This is a genomic window from Pedobacter psychrodurus (genome assembly GCF_004331735.1).
Taxonomy (GTDB): Bacteria; Bacteroidota; Bacteroidia; order Sphingobacteriales; family Sphingobacteriaceae; genus Pedobacter; species Pedobacter psychrodurus.
The window spans coordinates 284,931-305,286 of the sequence record NZ_SJSO01000003.1 but is presented as its reverse complement, the minus strand read 5'-3'; the positions used below and the strand labels follow the sequence as shown (position 1 = coordinate 305,286).

18 protein-coding genes are annotated in these 20,356 nt (G+C 39.9%); 9 read left to right on the top strand and 9 right to left on the bottom strand.

Features of this window, described 5'->3' with window-relative positions; all coding sequences use genetic code 11:
• Positions 1-9: 9 nt before the first annotated feature.
• From EZ456_RS04720 to EZ456_RS04675, 9 genes are all read left to right on the top strand, one after another.
• Positions 10-1,422 (top strand): RagB/SusD family nutrient uptake outer membrane protein, encoded by a 1,413-nt coding sequence (locus EZ456_RS04720; RefSeq protein ID WP_131527798.1) that lies wholly within the window; start codon positions 10-12, stop codon positions 1,420-1,422.
• Positions 1,423-1,430: 8 nt separating this feature from the next.
• Positions 1,431-2,546, top strand: coding sequence for a TlpA disulfide reductase family protein (locus EZ456_RS04715; RefSeq protein WP_131527796.1), 1,116 nt, complete (start codon positions 1,431-1,433; stop codon positions 2,544-2,546).
• Positions 2,547-2,615: 69 nt separating this feature from the next.
• Positions 2,616-5,165 carry a zinc-dependent metalloprotease gene (locus tag EZ456_RS04710; protein WP_131527794.1) on the top strand — a complete coding sequence of 850 codons (2,550 nt, stop codon included), beginning with the start codon at positions 2,616-2,618 and terminating at the stop codon, positions 5,163-5,165.
• A gap of 807 nt (positions 5,166-5,972) precedes the next feature.
• Positions 5,973-6,494, top strand: coding sequence for a (4Fe-4S)-binding protein (locus EZ456_RS25270; RefSeq protein WP_205945026.1), 522 nt, complete (start codon positions 5,973-5,975; stop codon positions 6,492-6,494).
• 99 nt (positions 6,495-6,593) lie between these two features.
• Positions 6,594-7,010, top strand: a complete 417-nt coding sequence (locus tag EZ456_RS04695) for an OsmC family protein (RefSeq protein ID WP_131527792.1) — start codon at positions 6,594-6,596, stop codon at positions 7,008-7,010.
• A gap of 235 nt (positions 7,011-7,245) precedes the next feature.
• Entirely contained in the window at positions 7,246-8,463 is a 1,218-nt protein-coding gene (locus EZ456_RS04690; protein WP_225876468.1) for an alginate export family protein, read from the top strand.
• Positions 8,464-8,492: 29 nt separating this feature from the next.
• Positions 8,493-10,094, top strand: a complete 1,602-nt coding sequence (locus tag EZ456_RS04685; RefSeq protein ID WP_131528008.1) for a Na+/H+ antiporter — start codon at positions 8,493-8,495, stop codon at positions 10,092-10,094.
• A 195-nt stretch (positions 10,095-10,289) separates the two neighbouring features.
• Positions 10,290-11,063, top strand: a complete 774-nt coding sequence (locus tag EZ456_RS04680; RefSeq protein WP_131527788.1) for an alpha/beta hydrolase — start codon at positions 10,290-10,292, stop codon at positions 11,061-11,063.
• A 33-nt stretch (positions 11,064-11,096) separates the two neighbouring features.
• Positions 11,097-11,954, top strand: coding sequence for an alpha/beta fold hydrolase (locus EZ456_RS04675; protein WP_131527786.1), 858 nt, complete (start codon positions 11,097-11,099; stop codon positions 11,952-11,954).
• A gap of 473 nt (positions 11,955-12,427) precedes the next feature.
• Here EZ456_RS04675 and EZ456_RS04670 read toward each other — a convergent pair whose 3' ends face one another.
• From EZ456_RS04670 to EZ456_RS04635, 9 genes are all read right to left on the bottom strand, one after another.
• Entirely contained in the window at positions 12,428-12,787 is a 360-nt protein-coding gene (locus EZ456_RS04670) for a nuclear transport factor 2 family protein (RefSeq protein WP_131527784.1), read from the bottom strand.
• 720 nt (positions 12,788-13,507) lie between these two features.
• Complete coding sequence (locus EZ456_RS25630; RefSeq protein WP_262711964.1) at positions 13,508-13,957, bottom strand: amidohydrolase family protein; 450 nt, start codon at positions 13,955-13,957, stop codon at positions 13,508-13,510.
• Positions 13,958-13,965: 8 nt separating this feature from the next.
• Positions 13,966-15,189 (bottom strand): amidohydrolase family protein, encoded by a 1,224-nt coding sequence (locus EZ456_RS04665; protein ID WP_205945023.1) that lies wholly within the window; start codon positions 15,187-15,189, stop codon positions 13,966-13,968.
• A 62-nt stretch (positions 15,190-15,251) separates the two neighbouring features.
• The gene (locus EZ456_RS04660) at positions 15,252-15,944 is read right to left on the bottom strand and encodes a hydrolase (RefSeq protein ID WP_131527782.1); all 693 of its coding nucleotides are present in this window, start codon (positions 15,942-15,944) and stop codon (positions 15,252-15,254) included.
• Between the two features lie 116 nt (positions 15,945-16,060).
• Entirely contained in the window at positions 16,061-16,471 is a 411-nt protein-coding gene (locus EZ456_RS04655) for an OsmC family peroxiredoxin (protein WP_131527780.1), read from the bottom strand.
• 771 nt (positions 16,472-17,242) lie between these two features.
• The gene (locus tag EZ456_RS04650) at positions 17,243-17,899 is read right to left on the bottom strand and encodes a Crp/Fnr family transcriptional regulator (protein ID WP_225876467.1); all 657 of its coding nucleotides are present in this window, start codon (positions 17,897-17,899) and stop codon (positions 17,243-17,245) included.
• A gap of 219 nt (positions 17,900-18,118) precedes the next feature.
• The gene (locus tag EZ456_RS04645) at positions 18,119-18,700 is read right to left on the bottom strand and encodes a Crp/Fnr family transcriptional regulator (protein ID WP_131527778.1); all 582 of its coding nucleotides are present in this window, start codon (positions 18,698-18,700) and stop codon (positions 18,119-18,121) included.
• Positions 18,701-19,390: 690 nt separating this feature from the next.
• The gene (locus EZ456_RS04640) at positions 19,391-19,969 is read right to left on the bottom strand and encodes an RNA polymerase sigma factor (RefSeq protein WP_165501245.1); all 579 of its coding nucleotides are present in this window, start codon (positions 19,967-19,969) and stop codon (positions 19,391-19,393) included.
• A 50-nt stretch (positions 19,970-20,019) separates the two neighbouring features.
• A complete protein-coding gene (locus EZ456_RS04635; RefSeq protein WP_131527774.1) occupies positions 20,020-20,349 on the bottom strand; it encodes a nuclear transport factor 2 family protein in 330 nt (109 codons plus the stop codon).
• Positions 20,350-20,356: the final 7 nt, after the last annotated feature.

Sequence of the window (20,356 nt, the reverse complement as noted above, 5' to 3'; positions counted from 1 at the left end):
ATTATAAACATGAAGAATCAATCAAAATTCAATAACATATTATTAACGTTATATCTTTGCATAAGCATCTTTGGCTGTAAAAAGTTTGTGGAGATCGATCTGCCCATCGATTCGATCACTACCGCATCAGCATTTGAAACCGATGCGAAAACAAACTCTGTGATCAGGGGGCTCTACTTGAACATGGTTAAAACTACTGGTTACGCCTTCGGCGGATCGATGTCTATTGGCCTGGGAGTAAGTGCGGATGAGCTGCAGATTACAACTCCTACAAACGTTTACCAGGAATTTTACACTAACTCGGTCAGTTCAGCTAACCTAAATGTAGCCAGTTATTACTGGGGACCATTGTATAACACCATATATACTGCAAATGCAGCTATTGAAAATATTCCAGGCTCTTTGGGCATGAGTGATTATGGCAAAAAACAATATATGGCCGAGGCAAGGTTTATCAGGGCGGCAAATTATTTTTACCTGGTCAACATATTTGGCGATGTGCCCCTTGTTACCGGTACAGATTACCGCACCAATGCGGTTCTTCCGCGCAGCAGTATTGAGAGAGTATATGAGCTGATCATCAGCGATCTCACTTTTGCAAAAGAAAACCTAAGCACAAACTATCTGGGAACAACCCGCTTAAGGGCGAACACTTATGCTGCCGCAGCGTTATTGGCCAGGGTCTATTTGTACAGAAGCGAATGGGCAAAAGCCGAAGCGTTGGCAAGCGAAGTTATTGCCGGCAAAAACACTACTGGGGTTCCATTATACGCACTTGAACCAATACTGAACAATGTTTTTTTACTTTCCAGCAAAGAAGTATTGCTTCAGCTTCAACAGCCAGCACTTAATCTATACACTTGGGACGGCTTTAACTTTATCCAGTCTACACTACCAAACTACCAGCTTACCGATGCACTTTTTAACAGTTTTGGTATTGGGGATGGAAGGAAAAACAGCTGGATCAAAACCTATACCTCTACTACGGGCGGGGTAACCAAAAGCTACTATTCCCCCTTCAAGTACAAGATCAGCAGTGGTACGGGAACAGCAAAGACAGAATCACTGGTGTTTCTGCGTCTTGGTGAAGTATATTTAATCAGGGCCGAGTCAAGGGCGCAGCAGAATAATCTTTCAGATGCGATATCCGATCTGGATGTGATCAGAAAAAGAGCGGGACTATTGGCTCCCACCGCTGCGGGCGCTACACAACCGGAGCTGATTGAAATGATTGCCAGAGAAAGATACATAGAGCTTTTTGCAGAGCTTGGCCACCGCTGGCTAGATCTAAAACGTAGCCGACGGGCCGATGTGGTGCTATCGGGCAAACCAAACTGGAGGCCCGAAGCCAAACTCTTTCCAATACCAACAACCGAGATCGAAAACAACCCCTTTCTTATACAAAACCCAGGTTATAACTAAATCCATCCATGAAATTAAATTATATAAAGATTTTTGCGTTATCCACATTGTTTCCAGTGTTGTCTTTTGCTCAGGAACAGCCATTTACCATCAGTGGAAAATTAAATCCCTCGCACAACGGAGAGTCCGTGATGTTGATATACAATAACGGGAAGGTACTTGTAACAGATAGCAGTATAGTCAAAAACGGGACATTCAGTTTAAAAGGTAGTACCTCAACACCAAATGTAGGTTATTTACGGCTTGGGAAAATACAACCGGCCAACAGTACCGACATTTACCTTTCAAAAGGCGATCTTTTAATCTCCACTGTAGATTCACTAAAATCTGCTGAGATTTCGGGGACCCAGCTTGCAAGTGATTATCAGAAACTCAGGTCTGTACTTAAACCCCTGCAGGCAGAAAGAGGCATCGCCATGGCTAGATACCGGGCCATCCCTCCTGCTGATAAAAAAACTCCTGCTGCATTGGCGCTTGTTGCGGAGCTTGAGGGTATGAAAAAGAAAATTGTCGGATCAATTTTTACTTTTATTGATACCAACCCAAATTCTTATGTATCGCTCGACTATCTCAAGCAGCTTGCCGGGCCGAATATCGACTATGAAAAGATCATGCCACATTTCCAAAAACTCGGACAGTCGCTTAAAAACTCAGCAGATGGCAAAGACTTTGAAGAAAAGATCATTGTTTCAAAAAACATGAAAATCGGTTCCAAGGCCAAACCATTTGAATCATTAAACCCAGAGGGGAAAAAACTGGCGCTTTATGATGTTCTGTCCAAAAATAGATATACGCTACTCGATTTTTGGGCCAGCTGGTGCGGCCCCTGCAGAAAGGAAAATCCCAATGTGGTAAATGCCTTCAAAAGCTACCATGACAAGGGTTTCAATGTACTGAGTGTTTCTCTTGATACCAAGGGTGAGAACTGGAAGGCTGCAATCGCAAAAGATGGGATGCCATGGGACCATGTCTCATCACTTTTGGGATGGAAAGAACCCGCAGCAGTATTGTATGGCATTGGCGCCATTCCCGTTAATGCGCTGATCAGTAGCGATGGAACTATTATCGCTACTAATCTACGGGGGCCACAACTGCTCGAAACACTAAAAAAATTAATAAAATAATCTGTCGTACGGACTAATAAAAAACACTGCCTGTCCATAAATTTACTTTCTTAGACCATTCAGTTTATCATGAAGAAAACAATATTAAGCATACTATTTGCGCTTTTAGTTATTACAGCTGCCCATGCCCAGATCAGGTCAATGGGTTCACAGCCGAGCGACACTGTCAAAAGATCTCCGGGATCGGTTTTAGGTTCTGGCATAAGGGCTCAGCCAAAACCCTATGACCAGGTTATAACAAACAAGGCAACAACCAGAAAGGGCATGCTTACCACCCACAGGCTTGAAGATAAAGTTTTCTTCGAAATAGCCGATACAATTCTCGGAAGGGATATTTTAGTGGTCAGCCGCATCTCCAAATCTGGTGCCGAGGTGAGAGCAGTACAGGGCTATGCCGGTGACCAGATCGGGAGTTCGGTTATCCGTTTTGAAAAAGGCCCCAATAACAGGATTTTCCTACGGAAGGTTAGTTTTAAAACTTATGGGCCAGACAGCACAACTTCCATGTATCAGTCCTTAAAAAATTCAAATATCCAAGCCATTGCCGCCTCTTTTAATATAGCTGCTTATACAAACGATAAAAAAGCAAGTGTAATCGATATCACCGACTATATAAACGGTGATAATGATATTTTTTATTTCGGCTCGCCAACTGCTAAAACCAGGTTAAGGCTGGGCGCGCAACAGGCGGATAGGAGTTACATTCAAAATGTCCGCAGTTATCCTATGAATGTCGAAATCAGTACGGTAAAAACGTATAGCCTGTCTGCGTTCCAACTATCACAATCCCCACTGAGTGGAATGGCGGGCAGCGTAGCTTCAGGTTTCTCGACTATAGAACTGAATACCTCACTGGTGATTTTGCCAAAAACAGCTATGAAGGCACGTTATGCTGACCCCAGGGTAGGTTATTTTACAGTAGGATATACGGATTTTGATTTAAATCCCCAAGGTGTAAAAGAGCTTGAACTGATCAAAAGATGGAGACTTGAGCCTAAGGTAAAGGATCTTGCAAAATACCAACGTGGAGAGCTCGTAGAGCCGGTAAAACCTATTGTATTTTACATCGATCCTGCCACGCCAAAGAAGTGGGTACCCTACCTGATTGCCGGAGTAAACGATTGGGCCAGGGCATTTGAGAAGGCAGGCTTTAAAAACGCAGTGGTAGCCAAAGAAGCACCTACGTTTGAACAGGACTCTAGCTGGAGCATCGATGATGCGCGTCATTCGGCTATTGTTTACAAACCATCAGAAATTGCAAATGCAAGCGGCCCCAGTATCGCCGATCCGCGCAGCGGGGAAATAATCGAAAGCCACATCAACTGGTTCCATAACGTACAGAAATTATTGCATGACTGGTATACGATCCAGACGGGAGCGGTTGACCCAAGGGCCCGAAAGGTAAACTTCGACGATGAATTAATGGGCAATCTCATCCGTTTTGTATCATCCCATGAAGTGGGCCACACCCTGGGCCTGCTTCATAACTATGGATCAAGTTCTACAGTACCAACAGAAATGCTCAGAAATAAAGAATGGGTAGAGGCTAATGGCCATACGCCTTCTATTATGGACTATGCCCGTTTTAATTACGTTGCACAGCCAGAGGATAACATTTCCGCAACAGGTCTTTATCCCCGAATCGGAGATTACGACAAATGGGCAATTGAGTGGGGTTATAAATATTTTCCCCAAACCCAAAAGCCCCAACAGGAAGTGCCTATCTTAAATAAAATGACCATAGAGGCGGCTAAAAACCGCAGGTTATGGTTTGGTACAGAATCCAATCCAGATGATCCACATTCGCAGAATGAAGATTTATCGGACAATGCGATGAAAGCAGGCACCTACGGTATCAAAAATTTAAAATTGATATTGAAAGGTCTGCAAGAATGGACAAAAGAGCCTGCAGAAGGATATAGCAATTTAAACAATATGTATAGCCAGTTGACTGGACAGTTTAACAGGTACATGGGCCATGTTGCTAAAAATATCGGCGGCATATATGAAACTCCAAAATCAGTAGAACAGGAAGGACCAGTCTATGAGCGCACGCCTGCGCCGACGCAAAGAGAGGCAATGGCTTTTTTAAATACGCAACTTTTCCAGACGCCCTCATGGCTTATTAACAAACCAATATTGGATCGTATCGGCCAGAACGGCTTGGAAGTGGCTGGTCGGCTACAAAATATCATAATCGGCAGATTGTTAAGTACGAACACCCTGACTAAACTAATTTCCGCAGAGGAAATGGATGGAATTGCCGCCTACAAGATAACAGACCTTTTTTCCGATTTAAACGGATCGATCTTTACGGAATTAAAAAACAACCAGCCAATTGATGTTTACAGGAGAAATTTGCAAAAAATGTATATAGAAAGATTAATTTCTGTGCTAAAACCTTCACCTGCGCAGGCTTCCCCCCTGGCTGCCATACTTTCAGGGGCTTCCAGGGAAGGATTACCCATTGCCCAGAGTGATGTGATCTCGGTTATAAAAGAAGAGCTAAGGAACCTTGATACTAATTTCAAAACTGCATCAGCCAGTGCAAGCGGATTGGGAAAGGCCCACCTTTTAGATCTTTCCGGCCGTATTGAAAATACGTTGAATAAGCTTTAGTTTATCTATATCTTCCAGAAGTTAAAAGATTGTTCACTTTCAAACCATCCTGAATAAAAAATCAGGTCTCCAAAGTGAACAATCTTTCTGGAAAGCTTCGAAATGAAGAAATTAGTTATAGGCTATTTAGATTTTCGGCATCAGCATCGTTCAAAATGTTCATCTACGGCAAATGCCTTCAACACTTTTAAGCTCTGTGCCAATACTGTCCCGTTAGCTATAACGAATTTTCTGGTCATCTGTACCAATTGATCAATAAGCCCGATTTAGGATTTATACAAACATCCTCCAGCATGGGAGGAATTAAAAATGTTTTCAATACACTTTAGGATTCTTTATATTTTAGTAGTTATTTGTATACATTTATTATAAACAATAAACGCGCTGCCAACAGGGTTACCTTTTGGTTTACTGGATAATCTTTTCGTTCATTAGCCCATCCGCTATGCCTTATTTGTTGCTCAAAATTTTTATGGCCATAGTTTTTTTCTGTACAGCCCCAGATTAAATTCCTGAAAAATTTGCTACCACCCAGGCTTGTAAAAATCACTTATCACTTCGGCTTGCCACTTCCAATCCGAAATTATAAAGGATACTGTATTTCGGATAAATATCAGCTTCACCTCGAGTTAGAGAAGAGTACTTATTTAAAAAATAGACAATTGTCTATTTTCTTTTTAGCCTTTTATCATCTTTCGTTCTGACCATCTTGCGGAACTTTGGCAGTAAGATAAGTACCGGGTTCCACTGTAGGCAATTTTTGAAATGCAAACAGGAATTTTACTTTATCAAATTTCAAACTAGAATATGGAAAAGATAGAATATTTTAATGAAGAGATCAGTATTCTTTGGCAACCTAAAGTATGTATACATGCTGGAATTTGCGTGAAGACGCTTCCAAAAGTTTATGATCCTACGAAAAGGCCTTGGATAAAAATAGAAAATGCGACCACCGAGCAGCTTTTTAGCCAGATCGCTAAATGCCCTTCGGGGGCCTTGAGTATAGAAAAAACAGATAAAACTAACAGTATAGAAATGGAACAGACAAAAGTAGTGATTGATAGAAGTCCTTATGGGGAGATTCAATTATTTTCCGATGATGTCAAAGCAGGCAAAATGGACATCGCCATCTCTGGTGAGAAGCTTACTGTTTTCCACACTGAAGTCAGATCAGAATTTGCAGGCCGTGGATTTGCCAAATTATTGTTGGATAAACTGGTAAACTACGCGGAACAAAATAGCCTGAAGATAGTGCCGGTCTGTCCGTACGTAAATCTACAATTCAGGCGCCATCCGAAAATGTATGCTGCGGTATGGTACAGAGAATAGTTGTTCAGCCAAATAGAAGGATCAACAGCACAGGAGCAGACAATATTCTGCTTGCCCAGCATAATGTTGCTGATCTAATTTTCAATAAAAATCAGCTTCATGAAATATCTTTTAGAAAAGTCTATTAAGGGCATTATCAGGGCCCAGCGATATAAAACTTACATTGAATGGAGAAATGGCACACTGATCACCGATGAGCCGGAAAAGATCGGTGGAAAGGACTTAGGACCCGACCCTTACTCGCTTCTGCTTTCCTCTCTTGTTGCATGTACGCTTGCAACCCTGAGAATGTATCTTGATATCAAAGAAATCGTTGTAAGAGAAATAATCGTTGAAGCTAACATTTTTAACAAAATTGAAAAAGAAGGGATCGTTGTATACATAGAACGAAAGATAGTACTGCCCGAAATTACCGATCAAGACCTTCATTCAAGATTGCTCCGGATTGCTGAAAGCTGTCCAATTTCCAAGATATTAAAGAGCAACATTAAAATCAATACAGACATTGTCCAATGATAGTTTACAAGTTATTTGAATGTATTAATATCCCAGGTTTTGTTGAACCTGCAAAAACACCAATGGTATTTGGTCTTGCTGACATATGAAACCGGCTGTTTTAATCCTTGTCACTTTGCTGATTTGTGTAAAGTGGTCCGCGGCGCAAAGTTTTAAACTTCTTCGTTTTGAGGAGGAATACACTCATCTTAAGGACAGTTCAAGAACTTTTTATAACAAATTAAAATTTATTCCCTTGTCGCCGATCGGCAACGCCTATTTATCTTTCGGTGGAGAGGTGAGGCTTGAGCTGGATAGGGCGGAAAATGAAGACTGGGGATCCAGAAACCTGGGCCGCGATATTTTCCTTTTACAAAGGTACAGTATACATGGAGATTTGCAGATAAACAGGCGTCTGCGGATTTTCTCCCAGTTGCGGAGCGGTCAGGAAAGTGGGCGCAAGAATGGTCCGAGGCCTATTGATGAGGACAAGCTGAACATACAAAATCTTTTTATTGATTTCTACCCTTACTATGGAAAGAAATCAAAACTTCTGCTCCGTATTGGAAGGCAGGAACTTCAGTATGGGAGCGGACGACTGCTTGATGTTCGTGAAGGGCCAAATCTCCGCTTATACTTTGATGGAGCTAAGGCAGCTTTCAAAACAGATAAATTCAATATTGACGGATTTTTCCTGAAATCAGGAGGGACTAATCAGGGCGTTTTTGATAACCGCATCGGTTCAGGAGGAAAAATCTGGGGCTTATATGGAACGCTCTCTGCCCCGAAGCTGTTCAATACGGATTTTTACTACCTTGGCATTGACAGGAAAAACGGACGGTTCGATGAAGGAAATGCGGCGGAACTGCGTCACACCTTTGGCACCAGGATCTGGAAAAACGGGGTTGGTTTATTCTATAATTTCGAAGGTGGTTTCCAAAGCGGAAGATTCGGTTTGAAAAAAATTATGGCTGGGGGCGGCTCCTCAGAAGTTGGCTATAAGTTTGTAAACCTTCGGGGACGGCCTGTGGTAAAGTTACGCGGAGACCTGATATCCGGAGACAGGTCAAAAGGCGACGGCAGACTGGGTACATTCAACCCGTTATTTCCTAATGGGGGCTACTTTGGGATGAACCCACAGGCTGGTCCGGCAAACCTGATATCGCTCCACCCTAGCCTGGCCTTTAACGCATTGGCACAAGTCCAGGTTTCAGTCGAAGTGGTATTTAACTGGCGTCACTCTGTAAATGATGGGATTTACAGGCCGGATGGATCGCTGAACTTACCATCTTTAAATGTTCCGGACCGTTACATTGGAACCACATATCTTGGCAGTGTTGCCTGGAAGGTAAACAGATTTATAAACTTCAACATTGGTATTCAATATTTCGATACCGGCAATTTTATCAACGTAGCCATTCCTGAGCACAAAAACGGTTTTTTTACCGCATCTATGGTCAGCATTAAATTTTAGCCATTAACAATACTTTAAACAGATAAATGATGCATGAAAATCTTTTATTAATCCTGGGCATGCTCTTCTTAGTCATACTTCTGGTTATGCTCGCCCAGAAGATGCGTATTGCCTATCCGATATTTTTAGTTTTGGCAGGACTGCTTATTGGTTTTATCCCTGGAATGCCTATCCTTAAATTAGATCCTGAGCTTATTTTTCTGATATTCCTGCCACCGTTATTATATGAGGCAGCATGGTACACATCCTGGCGCGAATTTAAAAAATGGAAGATACAGATCGGTCTTATGGCATTTGGGCTAGTATTACTTACCTCGGTGATCGTAGCCTTTGCGTCAATTCTCATAATACCTGGTTTTACGCTCGCACTTGGCTTTGTCCTTGGTGGTATAATCTCGCCCCCAGATGCGGTTGCTGCCACAACTGTTTTGAAAGGACTTAAAGTACCGCAGCGAACAATAACGATCCTAGAAGGCGAGAGCCTCGTAAATGATGCCTCTTCACTCATCATTTTTAGATTTGCACTAGCTGCAATCCTTACTGGTTCATTTACAATGCATCAGGCTGTAGGTCAGTTTTTTCTCGTTGCAGGGATGGGAATTGCAGTCGGAATCGCTGGTGGATATTTAATGTACATCATACATCGTTTTATGCCAACCTCTGCCGCTATAGATGCCACACTTACACTGATGACGCCTTACATACTATTTTTAACTGCAGAACATTTTCATTATTCTGGAGTAATGGCAGTTGTTAGCGGTGGGTTATTTATGTCATTCCGTGCCCATGAAGTTTTCAAAACCGGTGAAACCAGAATGAATATGATTTCGGTGTGGCACACGGTTATTTTTGCGATGAATGCAATTGTATTTATTCTTATTGGTCTTGAACTTCCTGTCATAGTGAGCGGTTTGGGCAACATATCAATCATAAACGCAATTAAGTATGGTGTTATCATAAGCCTGATAGCAGTTTGTATAAGAATTCTATGGGTTTATTTAATCGCCTTTTTTCCTCGCTGGATCAGCAAAAAGAAAAGGCAGTCACCTGCACCTGCCTTAGCTAACCTGTTCATCATTGGCTGGGCTGGTATGCGGGGAGTTGTATCACTGGCGACAGCACTTTCCATTCCTTTGTTGATTGATGGTGGAAAATCTTTTCCCCAGCGGGATCTGATTATTTTTATAACCTTTGTTGTCATATTTATAACCCTTGTATTTCAGGGCCTGAGCCTCCCGGTACTTATCAAACTTACAAAAGTCACCGAAATCGACCCAATTCTTCCACAGCACGAGCAAAATGCAGGAATAAGGATGCGGCTGGATATTATGACCTTGCAGTGTTTAAGTGAGCACCATTCCGAAGCGAGTAAAAACAACAGCCTTCTTAGTGCGTATACCGAAAGTCTATACAAAGAAATTGAAGGGCATCAAAGATATCTAACCTCGAATAAAGTTTCCCACGATAAAGCTATCGAACTTGAAGAATACCGCCAGGTCATGCGCAAAGTACATGAAATGCAGCGGGAAGAGCTTTTTAAAATGAAAAATGAAAAAACCTTTACGGACGATGCCATTCGTAAGGCTGAAAATTTATTGGACTTGAATGACATCAAATTATCTGGAATATAGTTCAGCGGTTTCCATAATTAATGCTGAAATCTTCTACAGATTAAGTTTTAGTACCAATATCGAAAGCAATTAGCCAGCCTTATCAATTTATGTTTCCTAATTGGATGGCTAATCCAAATGATTTGACACTGAAAAGCTTCAAATGCCCTTAGCATTCACATTTAAAATTATTAGACCTAATAAATAATCCTTAAAATGAAAAAACAAACAAAACTATTCAGCGCCCAGCGCGCCAGCCTTATTTTCCCCCTATTGGTTATACTATCGGTAAATCTGAATACTTTTGCCCAGGTAAAAAATGTTGTCATCGTCCACGGTGCATTTGCAGATGGTTCGGGTTGGAAAAACGTATTCAGAATATTATCCAAGAAAGGTTATAATGTTACCATAGTACAGAATCCTTTAAGTTCTTTGGAAAGCGATGTGCAGGCAACCAATCGTATATTAGATAAGCAAAACGGACCTGTGATATTGGTTGGACATTCCTGGGGAGGGGTTGTGATATCTCAAGCGGGTATCCATAAAAACGTGGTCAAGCTCGTCTATGTAGCCGCCTATCAGCCAGATAAGGGTGAAAATACCCTGAAATGGGCAACATCTATGCCCAATTTGCCTGAATATGGAATCCTTCCGCCTGATGAGAAAGGTTTTGTTTATTATGACCAATCTAAGTTTCATGTGGGCTTCTGTGCAGACCTTCCTAAAGAAGAGTCGGATTTCATGTTCGCCCCCCAGGGTCCTATTTATGCAGAAAGTTTTACAACTCCGCTTAAGAATGCAGCTTGGCGGGACAAACCAGCTTACGGTATTGTTGCAACAGAAGATAAAAGCATTCGCCCTGAAATACAAAGGAATATGTATAAGCGCTCTAATACCAAAATTACAGAAATCAAAGCCAGTCATGCCTTATTTATATCACAACCTGAAGCGGTTGCTGACGTAATTATCCAGGCTGCAAATGATAAGTAAGAAACTGTGCTGTTCGAAAAATATCAAAATAATATGAAAGATCCAAAAAAGTCATTGGCGGCGGAAAAACTTTCTCCAAGAAAAGAATTTATCAAAGTCGCGATAAATGTCAATCTACATGTAACTGACATCGGCGATGGTAAGCCGTTGGTACTAATACATGGATGGCCACTCAGCGATGCAATGTACGAGTACCAGTATCAACATTTTGTTGAGAGGGGCATCAGGGTAATTGGCATTACCCTTAGAGGATTCGGCCAATCAGGCAAGCCATACGGCCTATACGATTACGAAACCTTTTCACAAGACATCAAAGTAGTACTGGAAAAACTCGAAGTTGAAAACGCTATACTTGGCGGTTTTTCTATGGGAGGCGCGATTGCAATCTACTTTACTGAGCGGTACGAGTCTGCCCACATTAGTAAACTGGTATTATTTGGCGCTGCTGCGCCCTCGTGGACGCAAAGGCCTGATTTTCCATTCGGTATCAGTCAACAAGATGCACAGCAGCTCATTGACCTGATACACACCGACCGATCGAAATTATACAATAATTTTGGAAAAATATTTACCGCTAGCGAAACATCACTCTCACCAGGTTTGGCAGCCTGGCTTGATTCACTTAACTGGCAAGCTTCACCCTATGCAGCCACAAAGTGTCTAATCGCCTTGAAAGATACAGATTTGCGGCCAATTTTGTCAAAAATTGAATTACCAACAGCAATTTTCCATGGACGCCTAGATAAAATCTGCCCGTTCCAACTCGCTGAGGAGTTAAATAAAGGCATAAAGCACTCGCAGCTAATTGCATTTGAGTATAGCGGCCATGCTCTTTTTGTTGAAGAAATGCAAAAATTCAATTGCGAGCTTGAAAAATTTGTTTTAAGCTAAGCAACCCATACTATGCCCCAAGGAAAAAAGCTTCTTGGGCTGGATCAGGATTCTGAATGAAGCTTAGCTGAAATAAGTTGTCTACACAAATATTCAGGTTAGCGCCCTTCGGGCGTTTTAAATCAAATACATATGAGTCGACTGTTTCAATGAAGCAACAAAATATACCCAAATTTTCATAATTGGTAGATCGGTCTGTTTTCTAATTTTCATAGACCTTTTAATAATTCGAAGAAAATAAATAAAGAAATTTAGAATAAATTAGATGAGATAAAACCTACTCTACCAGTTGAATTTGAATCCTGTTCCGTTATACAATCTATTTACGTAACGGCTTACACAATTGAGATCGTTATGTTTAAGTGAACAAAAACATATCATGTAGTGCATGGATAAATTCTTTATGCGGTCAAGCTACCATTTCAGTTTCGTTATAACGTCCGGCCGTTGCCAGCAATACAGACAGTTATATTTTACACAGCCATTGTACGCAGCCTTAAGGGAACAAACCTATTTTTTAGCCACACCCAGTGTTCGGCAATCTTATTGTTTTCAAACCTGAAGATAATTAGCACCATAAGGCGCGGTTTACCCGGACGCTTGAGATGACTATGGGATATAACGAGATCATTTGACTCAATAAAGATCCCCTTGAACAAGCGGAAATCATTTTCAGGACTATGTTTCAACAAATCTGTTAGGCACTGATGTCCATTGATCGTTGAAGGATTTTGTTTCAGGTAATGCTCGTTACAGTATGCTTCGATGGCATTGCTGTTTCGGTTAAAAAAAATTTCATTCGTAATCTTTATTCCAATTTCTTTATTTGTCATCTGATATGGGATTAACTTTTGAATCTAGCTGATCATTGCTAATAGTTTCCAGTTTATTGAAGCAATACTTACGCGCAGCGTTCTTAAAGACTTAAAAAACATTAATGGTTCTAACTTGAGAAGTACGAGAGTGCTGTTTATTTACAAAGATGTCGCTGAATAGGTTGACAATAATATATCTAGTTTTCCGCTGCATAATGATTTCGTTATTGAACAGACCAAAGATCAGTATGAACGAAAATTTTAAAGATGATACAAGTCGCAAAAAAAAATAGACATATATCTATTAGTACTTGGACAGTTCTGGATCGGACTATTGTAGAAGAATTGTTAGATTTTTTTGATCAATGGCTGTGATTAACCCGATATCAGTGAAGTGGTACCGTTTTATTTTTCATCGGAATATAGATTAATTTTTATGTTCTTAATTCATTTTGTGGGTGTCAAAAAAGATACAAAATCAAGCTGAAATATGTACGGTCCATTACGACGAATCAAGAAAAATATACCTCGTTACCAATATTGGGTAGGAAAAAAGGCACTGATCATATATTTCGTTTTGCTGCATTCGTCCTGTATCGCAAACCAGGTAGCTACCGTGAATAAATACGAAAAAGCTCCTGTGAATGATAACTATTCTCAGGAGCTTTTTCTACAATATTCTCCCCATCAAGGGGGCTGAACGGTTTAATTGTTTCTTTTGAGTTGGCGAAAAAGAAATTAATGTTGATACCCCCCAAAATATTTTACCGGGCTCCAGTTAGGGATTACTGGTAAGGATTTTGGGCCAACTGAGCTATACTCCTGACTGGCATACACTACTTTACCATCAACAATAGTAAGTTTACTTTTAATGTTCTTTATATTTTCTTCAGGGATTACAAAATAATCATCACTGAGAATAACCATATCTGCGAAGTACCCCTTTACGATTCTGCCTTTATCTCGCTCTTTGATAAGCTCATAGCCTTTATGTGTTGCAAGTCGGAGCGCTGTTGCCCGGTCCAGTATGTTTTCTTCTGCTATAACCTTGTTTCCTCCAATTGTTTTACCAGAAGTTAGCCAATATAATGCAATCCATGGATTATACGAGGCCACTCTGGTGCCGTCCGTACCCAGTGCCGAGGGAATTTCCATTTCTAATGCTTTTTTTACAGGAGGCGAACCCAAAGCGGATTTTATATATCACTCACAGTTTCCGCATGATCGAAAAACCAAACCAGTCCATTCATTGGCGTCTCACGATTGATTTCTTCAATAACTGTCAAAAAACGATCTATACTTTCATCATATGTTGCATGCAGTCGAAAAGGCCACCTGTGTTTAACCAAAAGACTGATGACGGATTTCAGGCTTTTTTCCATATCGCGTGATAATGTCGGGCGGGGAAATAGAAAGTTCTCGAAATCGGCTGCATCACCTACAATATTTTCTCCGCCCCCCTGAACATGATAATCCACCTGATTGTGGCCATTATGCGATCTGTCATCTAAATTTACCATGCCAAGCCATTTAGTGTAGTCAGCAAATTCTGCTCCTTTTTTCTGTGCGAATAAAAAATAAGGCAGACGAATACTGATTTGCCCTGCTTTGTTTAATTTATCTGTAACTGCGTAATCATCGGGAAAATTTTGGAAACCGCCACCAGCATCCATAGCGGCAGTTACGCCGAGACGGTTTAATTCGTTCATATATTGAAGCGTGGAATTAAGTTCTCCTTCATGTGTCAATACTGGCAATTTTGCCAATGTTGAATAGAGAATAAATGCATTGGGTTCTGCCACTAAAAGTCCTGTTGGATTTCCTATTTCATCTTTTTGTATTAATCCTTCGGCAGGATTAGGAGTATCGGAAGTAATACTCAATTTTTTCAAACCTGCTCGGTTAAGCCAGGCCTTACCATATAGGTAAAGAATAAATGTAGGAACATCACCGGTCGCTTGATTTATCTCCTCAATGCTGGTAAGCCTTTTCTCCTCGAACTGATATTCATTCCATCCACCGACCACGCGGATCCATTGTCCTTCCGGAGTATGCTCAGCCTGCTCTTTAAGCATTTCAAGCGCACGTTTTAACGATTTAACACCATCCCATCTTAATTCGGTATTGTAGAACCTTCCTGCACGGATAACATGCAGATGGCTATCAAATAATCCGGGCACGACGCGATTACCTTTAGCATCGATAATTTTAGTTTGTTTACTTTTGAATTTTGAAATCTGCAAATCCGTTCCAGTCCCAATAATCCTGTTTCCCTGGATCGCAACCGCCTGAAATGTTGTATTCTTGCCATCCAGGGAGGAAATTTTACCATTTTCAATAATGATATCAGCCTTTTGGGCGTAAAGAGATATGGACATTGAAAGACAAAATCCCAAGGTTACGTATATGAATTTTTTCATATCTTTAAAATAATTAAAAAGGCAGAAGAAATTCTCCTGCCTTTAAATGGAATAATGGGAAATTACTTCTTCAACATTTCTCGGGCGTACTGAACGCCTATTCCGTATGCACCTCCATATTTAACCACCAAATCATTTACTGGTTTATAAGTTTCCTGACGTGCCCAATCGCGCTGAAGCTCAAGAAGATATTGTAAAGATGTTATCGGCTTTGCGCCTGCCTGAACCATTCTAGTTACTGCTTGGTCATGTGCTTCTTTTGATACATCTCCTGAGGCATCAGTGATTACATAAACCTGATACCCTTCATTAATAGCGGACAATACAGGTCCAACGATGCAAACACTTGTCCATAATCCAGCCATGACAATTTTCTTTTTCCCTTTCGATGTAATTGCTTTATGGGCATTTACATCTTCCCAGGTATTCATTGTTGTCCTATCGACATATCCTGAAGTAGATTCTGGATAGAATTCCTGTATCTCTGGGAAAACTGGACCACTGAAAGATCTTTCGGCAACCGTAGTTACCACGGTTGGGATCTTGAAAATTTTCGATGCCCCGCTGATCAGCCCTACATTGTTTCGCAATTCAGTTGTAGAAATGCTGTGGGTTGCAAATGCCATTTGGCCTTCGTGATCAATCAATAATAATGAATGATTTGTCGGATTTAATAGATCAGGGCTTGGTTTTTGTGCCAGAGCTGCAACACAGCTTAAAGAAAATAGAAAAGGCATGATTAGTTTTTTGTACATTGTCAAGATTTTAATTGTAAATAGTTATTTTTTTCATATCAAATATTAATAGCAGCTGGGGATAAAATTGGCAGCTAAATGCCTGCCCCATCTTCCGATTTAATCTTGAGTAAAATTTATAGAAGTGTTGCTAAAAGCGAAATTTCGAGATTGTAAGCCTTGCTGACCGGACAGCCTTGTTCTGAAATTGTGGCTATTCTTTGAAATTCTTCTTCAGAAATTGCGGGAATCTTGGCAGTAAGAACCAAATCAGATTTAGTGATGATACCGTTTTCAAGTGAAATGCTGGAAGTGGTCACTAACTCCTTAGGTTTGTAACCTGCGCTAGTAAGTTCAGCACTTAGTTTCATAGTAAAACAGCCTGCATGCGCTGCAGCCATGAGTTCCTCTGGATTTGTATCGGTGCCGCTTTCAAAACGCGAAACAAATGTGTAGGGTGTATGTTCTAAAGCCCCGCTTTGAGAAGTTAGATGCCCCCTACCATCCTTAATTGTTCCCGTCCAAACTGCTGTTGCTTGTCTTTTCATGTTATTGTTCTTTAATGTTTATAAATTCATCTATACTTTTCGGCACTATACAGACTTAATATCAGTCTGTTGTAGCGACCTTAACGCAGAAACGTGTTGTAGCTGCTGTTATCAGACTGGTAACTTTTTTTTGCGTTTCCCCTTCCTCAAATTCTACAGTTCTCAATCGATTAAGATCTTGCTCATTTCCGATACTGGCAAAACAGCACTGTGGATAATTGAACAGTTCCGGAACTGTGAGCAAATTTGCGTTTTCGATATTTTAGAACAGTAGACTAATAATCAAAAAAAATATAGCTAATTGTCTATTATCCAAATTGGGAATAAGTTATAATTATTTGTTAGGGACTCGATAATTCCTTCAGAAAAGAGAATGACGCAGGAAAAAGCATAGTTTTCTGTTCTTTTTTGTACAATAAAAATTTCTTGACAAAGCACACGAGCACTTATAACAGGAGAAGTTTCAATAGAGTGATTGTTTCATGGAAGTTGAAACATAGGTAGAAAATAGAAGCCAGATGTGGGAATTAAGAAATATAGATAGATATGTAAGAACTGATTCCTACGGTTTTGAAACATCAAAATGGCAAGAGTACTTGCCATTTTGATTGTCAATCTGTAAAGAAAGATCAAATTCTCAATTGGGTTCATGATCAAAAAATCCTTTAACAAAAACGGAAAATATACTGATTAAAAAGATAGCTGCAGAATCTGCATCCGGAAGAAATTCAGACGAGGCAAAACAGAATCAAATAGGAATTCTATGATCTTCTATATGTCCTTTATGCCTACTTTATCAATGTCCACTTTTTTCGTGGCCTTTTTCAGTACACGGCTCAACGTGTCTTTAGTGATACCCAGATAAGAAGCAATAATATGCTGAGGAAACCGGTTTACGAAAAAGGGATAGTTTTCCACAAAACATTTGTAGCGTTTCTCTGCGCTGTAGCTTATTGAGGTTATTCTCCTTTGTGTGGCTATGTTACTCCGATCACCGAGTTTTAACAACATTTCATTAAATGCCTGACAGTCTCTGGACAATCTTTGAGAGGCCTCAGATGTGATCAGCAGAACTTCACAATCTTCCCACGCATCCACATTGTAAATGCTCGGCGTACCCACTATAAAACTCTCTCGGTCACCCGCCCACCAGTTTTCCACATACAAATTAACCATCCGTTCCACACCTTTTTCATCCATGTGATATTGGCGCATTGCACCTTTGAGTATAAAAGCAAAATATTTACAGACTTCGCCTTCTTGAAGTAGATACTGTTTCTTTTTTAATTTTTTATAGATAAAATGGCTTTTAACATTATTAAAATCTTCTTTAGAGATTAATGTCGAAGAATATTTGTTAATATAATTATATAAAGGATGCATGTTAGCTATTACAATATTTTTACTATTACTAAGTGTATTGTTCATCATTCACTGAAAGCCAAATCATTGTAAATCTTCGCCGACCAATATCATGTTAGAGCTAATATTAGTAGCGGGCAAGACAGACATGGAAAATTTATCATCCGACTCGATGTTTATTTACTATCAGGAAATTACAAAACTAAAGTACCAGCAATATATTAATGTTGACAAATGCCATTAAAAAACAGCGACAAATATCTACGTAAAACTAAAATCATCTATCTAGCGTTTCAATGCTTTTCTGCGTATCCGGCTAAGTGTATCCTTTGTAATCCCCAAATATGAAGCGATAATATGCTGCGGAAAGCGTTGTATAAAATAGGAATGGTTATTGACGAAATCCTCATACCGCTTCTCTGCTGAAAAGCTTATGGATGAGGCTATCCGTTTTTGAGCCAAGATATTGTTTCGTTCATCAAGTCTCAGCAAGAGTTCATTAAATAACGGACATTGCGAGGACAACTTCAAACTATTCTCCCTGGTTATCAGCAATATTTCGGCATCTTCCCAGGCGTCGATATTGTAGATACTTGCTGTTTTCATGACAAAACTTTCTGTGTCACCAATCCACCAGTTTTCGATATATAAATCCACAATGTGTTCATTCCCCTTCTCATCGACGTAATATTTACGCAATGCACCTTTTAGGATAAATCCCATGTAGCGGCATATATCTCCTTCTTCGAATAAATATTGTTTTTTCCGAATTTTTTTGTGGATGAAATGATTTGATAAAATTTGCAAATCATCTTCCGAAAGTGAAGTTGAGGCGCATTCGTTAATGTAATTAAATAGTTGATGCATAAAATCAATTGTATTGTCAAGGTTTTTTCGTCTTATTATATTTTGCCGGATGCCCTACTCAATCTCACCGGATGAAATGTTCAGAGAATGAATATTCAAAAATCTAGGTCTATTTGCTCATCTTAAAAATTTATTTAGCCACAAGAGTTTTTTTTATCAATTTGTGACCTCAGCAAAGAATAAAATATATCAGTTAGGTACAGATCTGATTTTTCAGCATGAAGTTATTATTTGATGCCATGACAAATATGCCCAGATGTAAATCTTGCAAAACATATCTTTATTCTTCAGCTTAATAGTCAGAAAAATTGTATAGATACCTAGTGGCTTAATATTTTTTTTAAAAAAAAAATTACGTGCGATTTAGTAATGAAGGGATATCTGTCGGCCTATAGGAGATAAGCCCAAAAGAATGCAAAATACTCATAATTAGAATTTTGCACAATTAGTATTTACTAAATTCAGCAAATTATGTATCCTTCCAATTATAATATCTACCTGTTGGGATACATGTTGCCGGATGGTAACAACGATGCTACCAACTGATTTTTTAACAAAATAAGGAGTATAATATCAACCCCGGTAATAAAAGAGATTATCTGGGTCATTTGTAGCGCTGGAAAAAAGCACCTACCCTCATAATATTGTAAGTTACCCTACATTATTGGATTTTCAGTGCATTTTTCCCTGCTAGAAAAGATCATAAATTATAAAAAGTGGAAAAGTTGTCAAGAGATTACCAGAAAGATCTTTAAGTGCCTTTGTCAAATGATTGTTCACAGTCTTTCGTGAGATATTGAGTTCTTCGGCAATCTGGCGATGTGTTTTACCCTCATATCTACTCATTTTATAGACCAGTCTACATTTTTCAGGGAGCCGGGCAATAGATAATTCCAGTTTATGGACAAGTTCTTTTTCAAGTAATGCTACTTCTGGAGAAGGAGAAAATCCATGGAAATAGTATGGGTCGGCTTGTACCATTTTTTGACGCTTTCTATAGCGTCTATCAAGAATATTTATTACCCTATATTTCACGGCTGCGGAAAGGTATGTTTGTAATGAATATCTCAGAAAGAGGCTTTCCTTACGAAGCCAGATGCTGCAGAAAATATCCTGAACACACTCTTCAGTGTCTTCGGCATTATTTAAGGCACTTGCAGCGAAGGTAAAAACATACTGCCAGTTCCTTCGATAAATCTCATTAAAGGCGAGTTCGTCACCCGAACGCAAAAGCGCCAAAAGATTTTCTTCCCGATATTTAAAATACATCGACATTATCTGCCCCCCTACACTAATATATTCAGATGACGTTAAAAAAGTTATATCACAAAAGAAGTCAGCCCACTGATCAATCCATCCCTAAAACTCCAGACATCACAGTAGGAACTCTCTTCTGACCCGCCGTTTTTTCTAAATACTATCTGACCCATCTCCACTACGAAATCTTTTTCTTGGATATAATTTTCTGTTATGAATGTCACCCCATCATAGGCTGAGCTGATGTACCCAAGAAGTTCGGCTTTTCCGTTGAAGGTTCTCTGACCGACATTTTCCCATCTGACATCCTCCGTGCAGTAGGTAATGAACTTGGCATACTTTCCTTCCAATAAAGCGCTGTTCGCCTCTATCAATAGCTGTTGGTTGCCCATATTTATT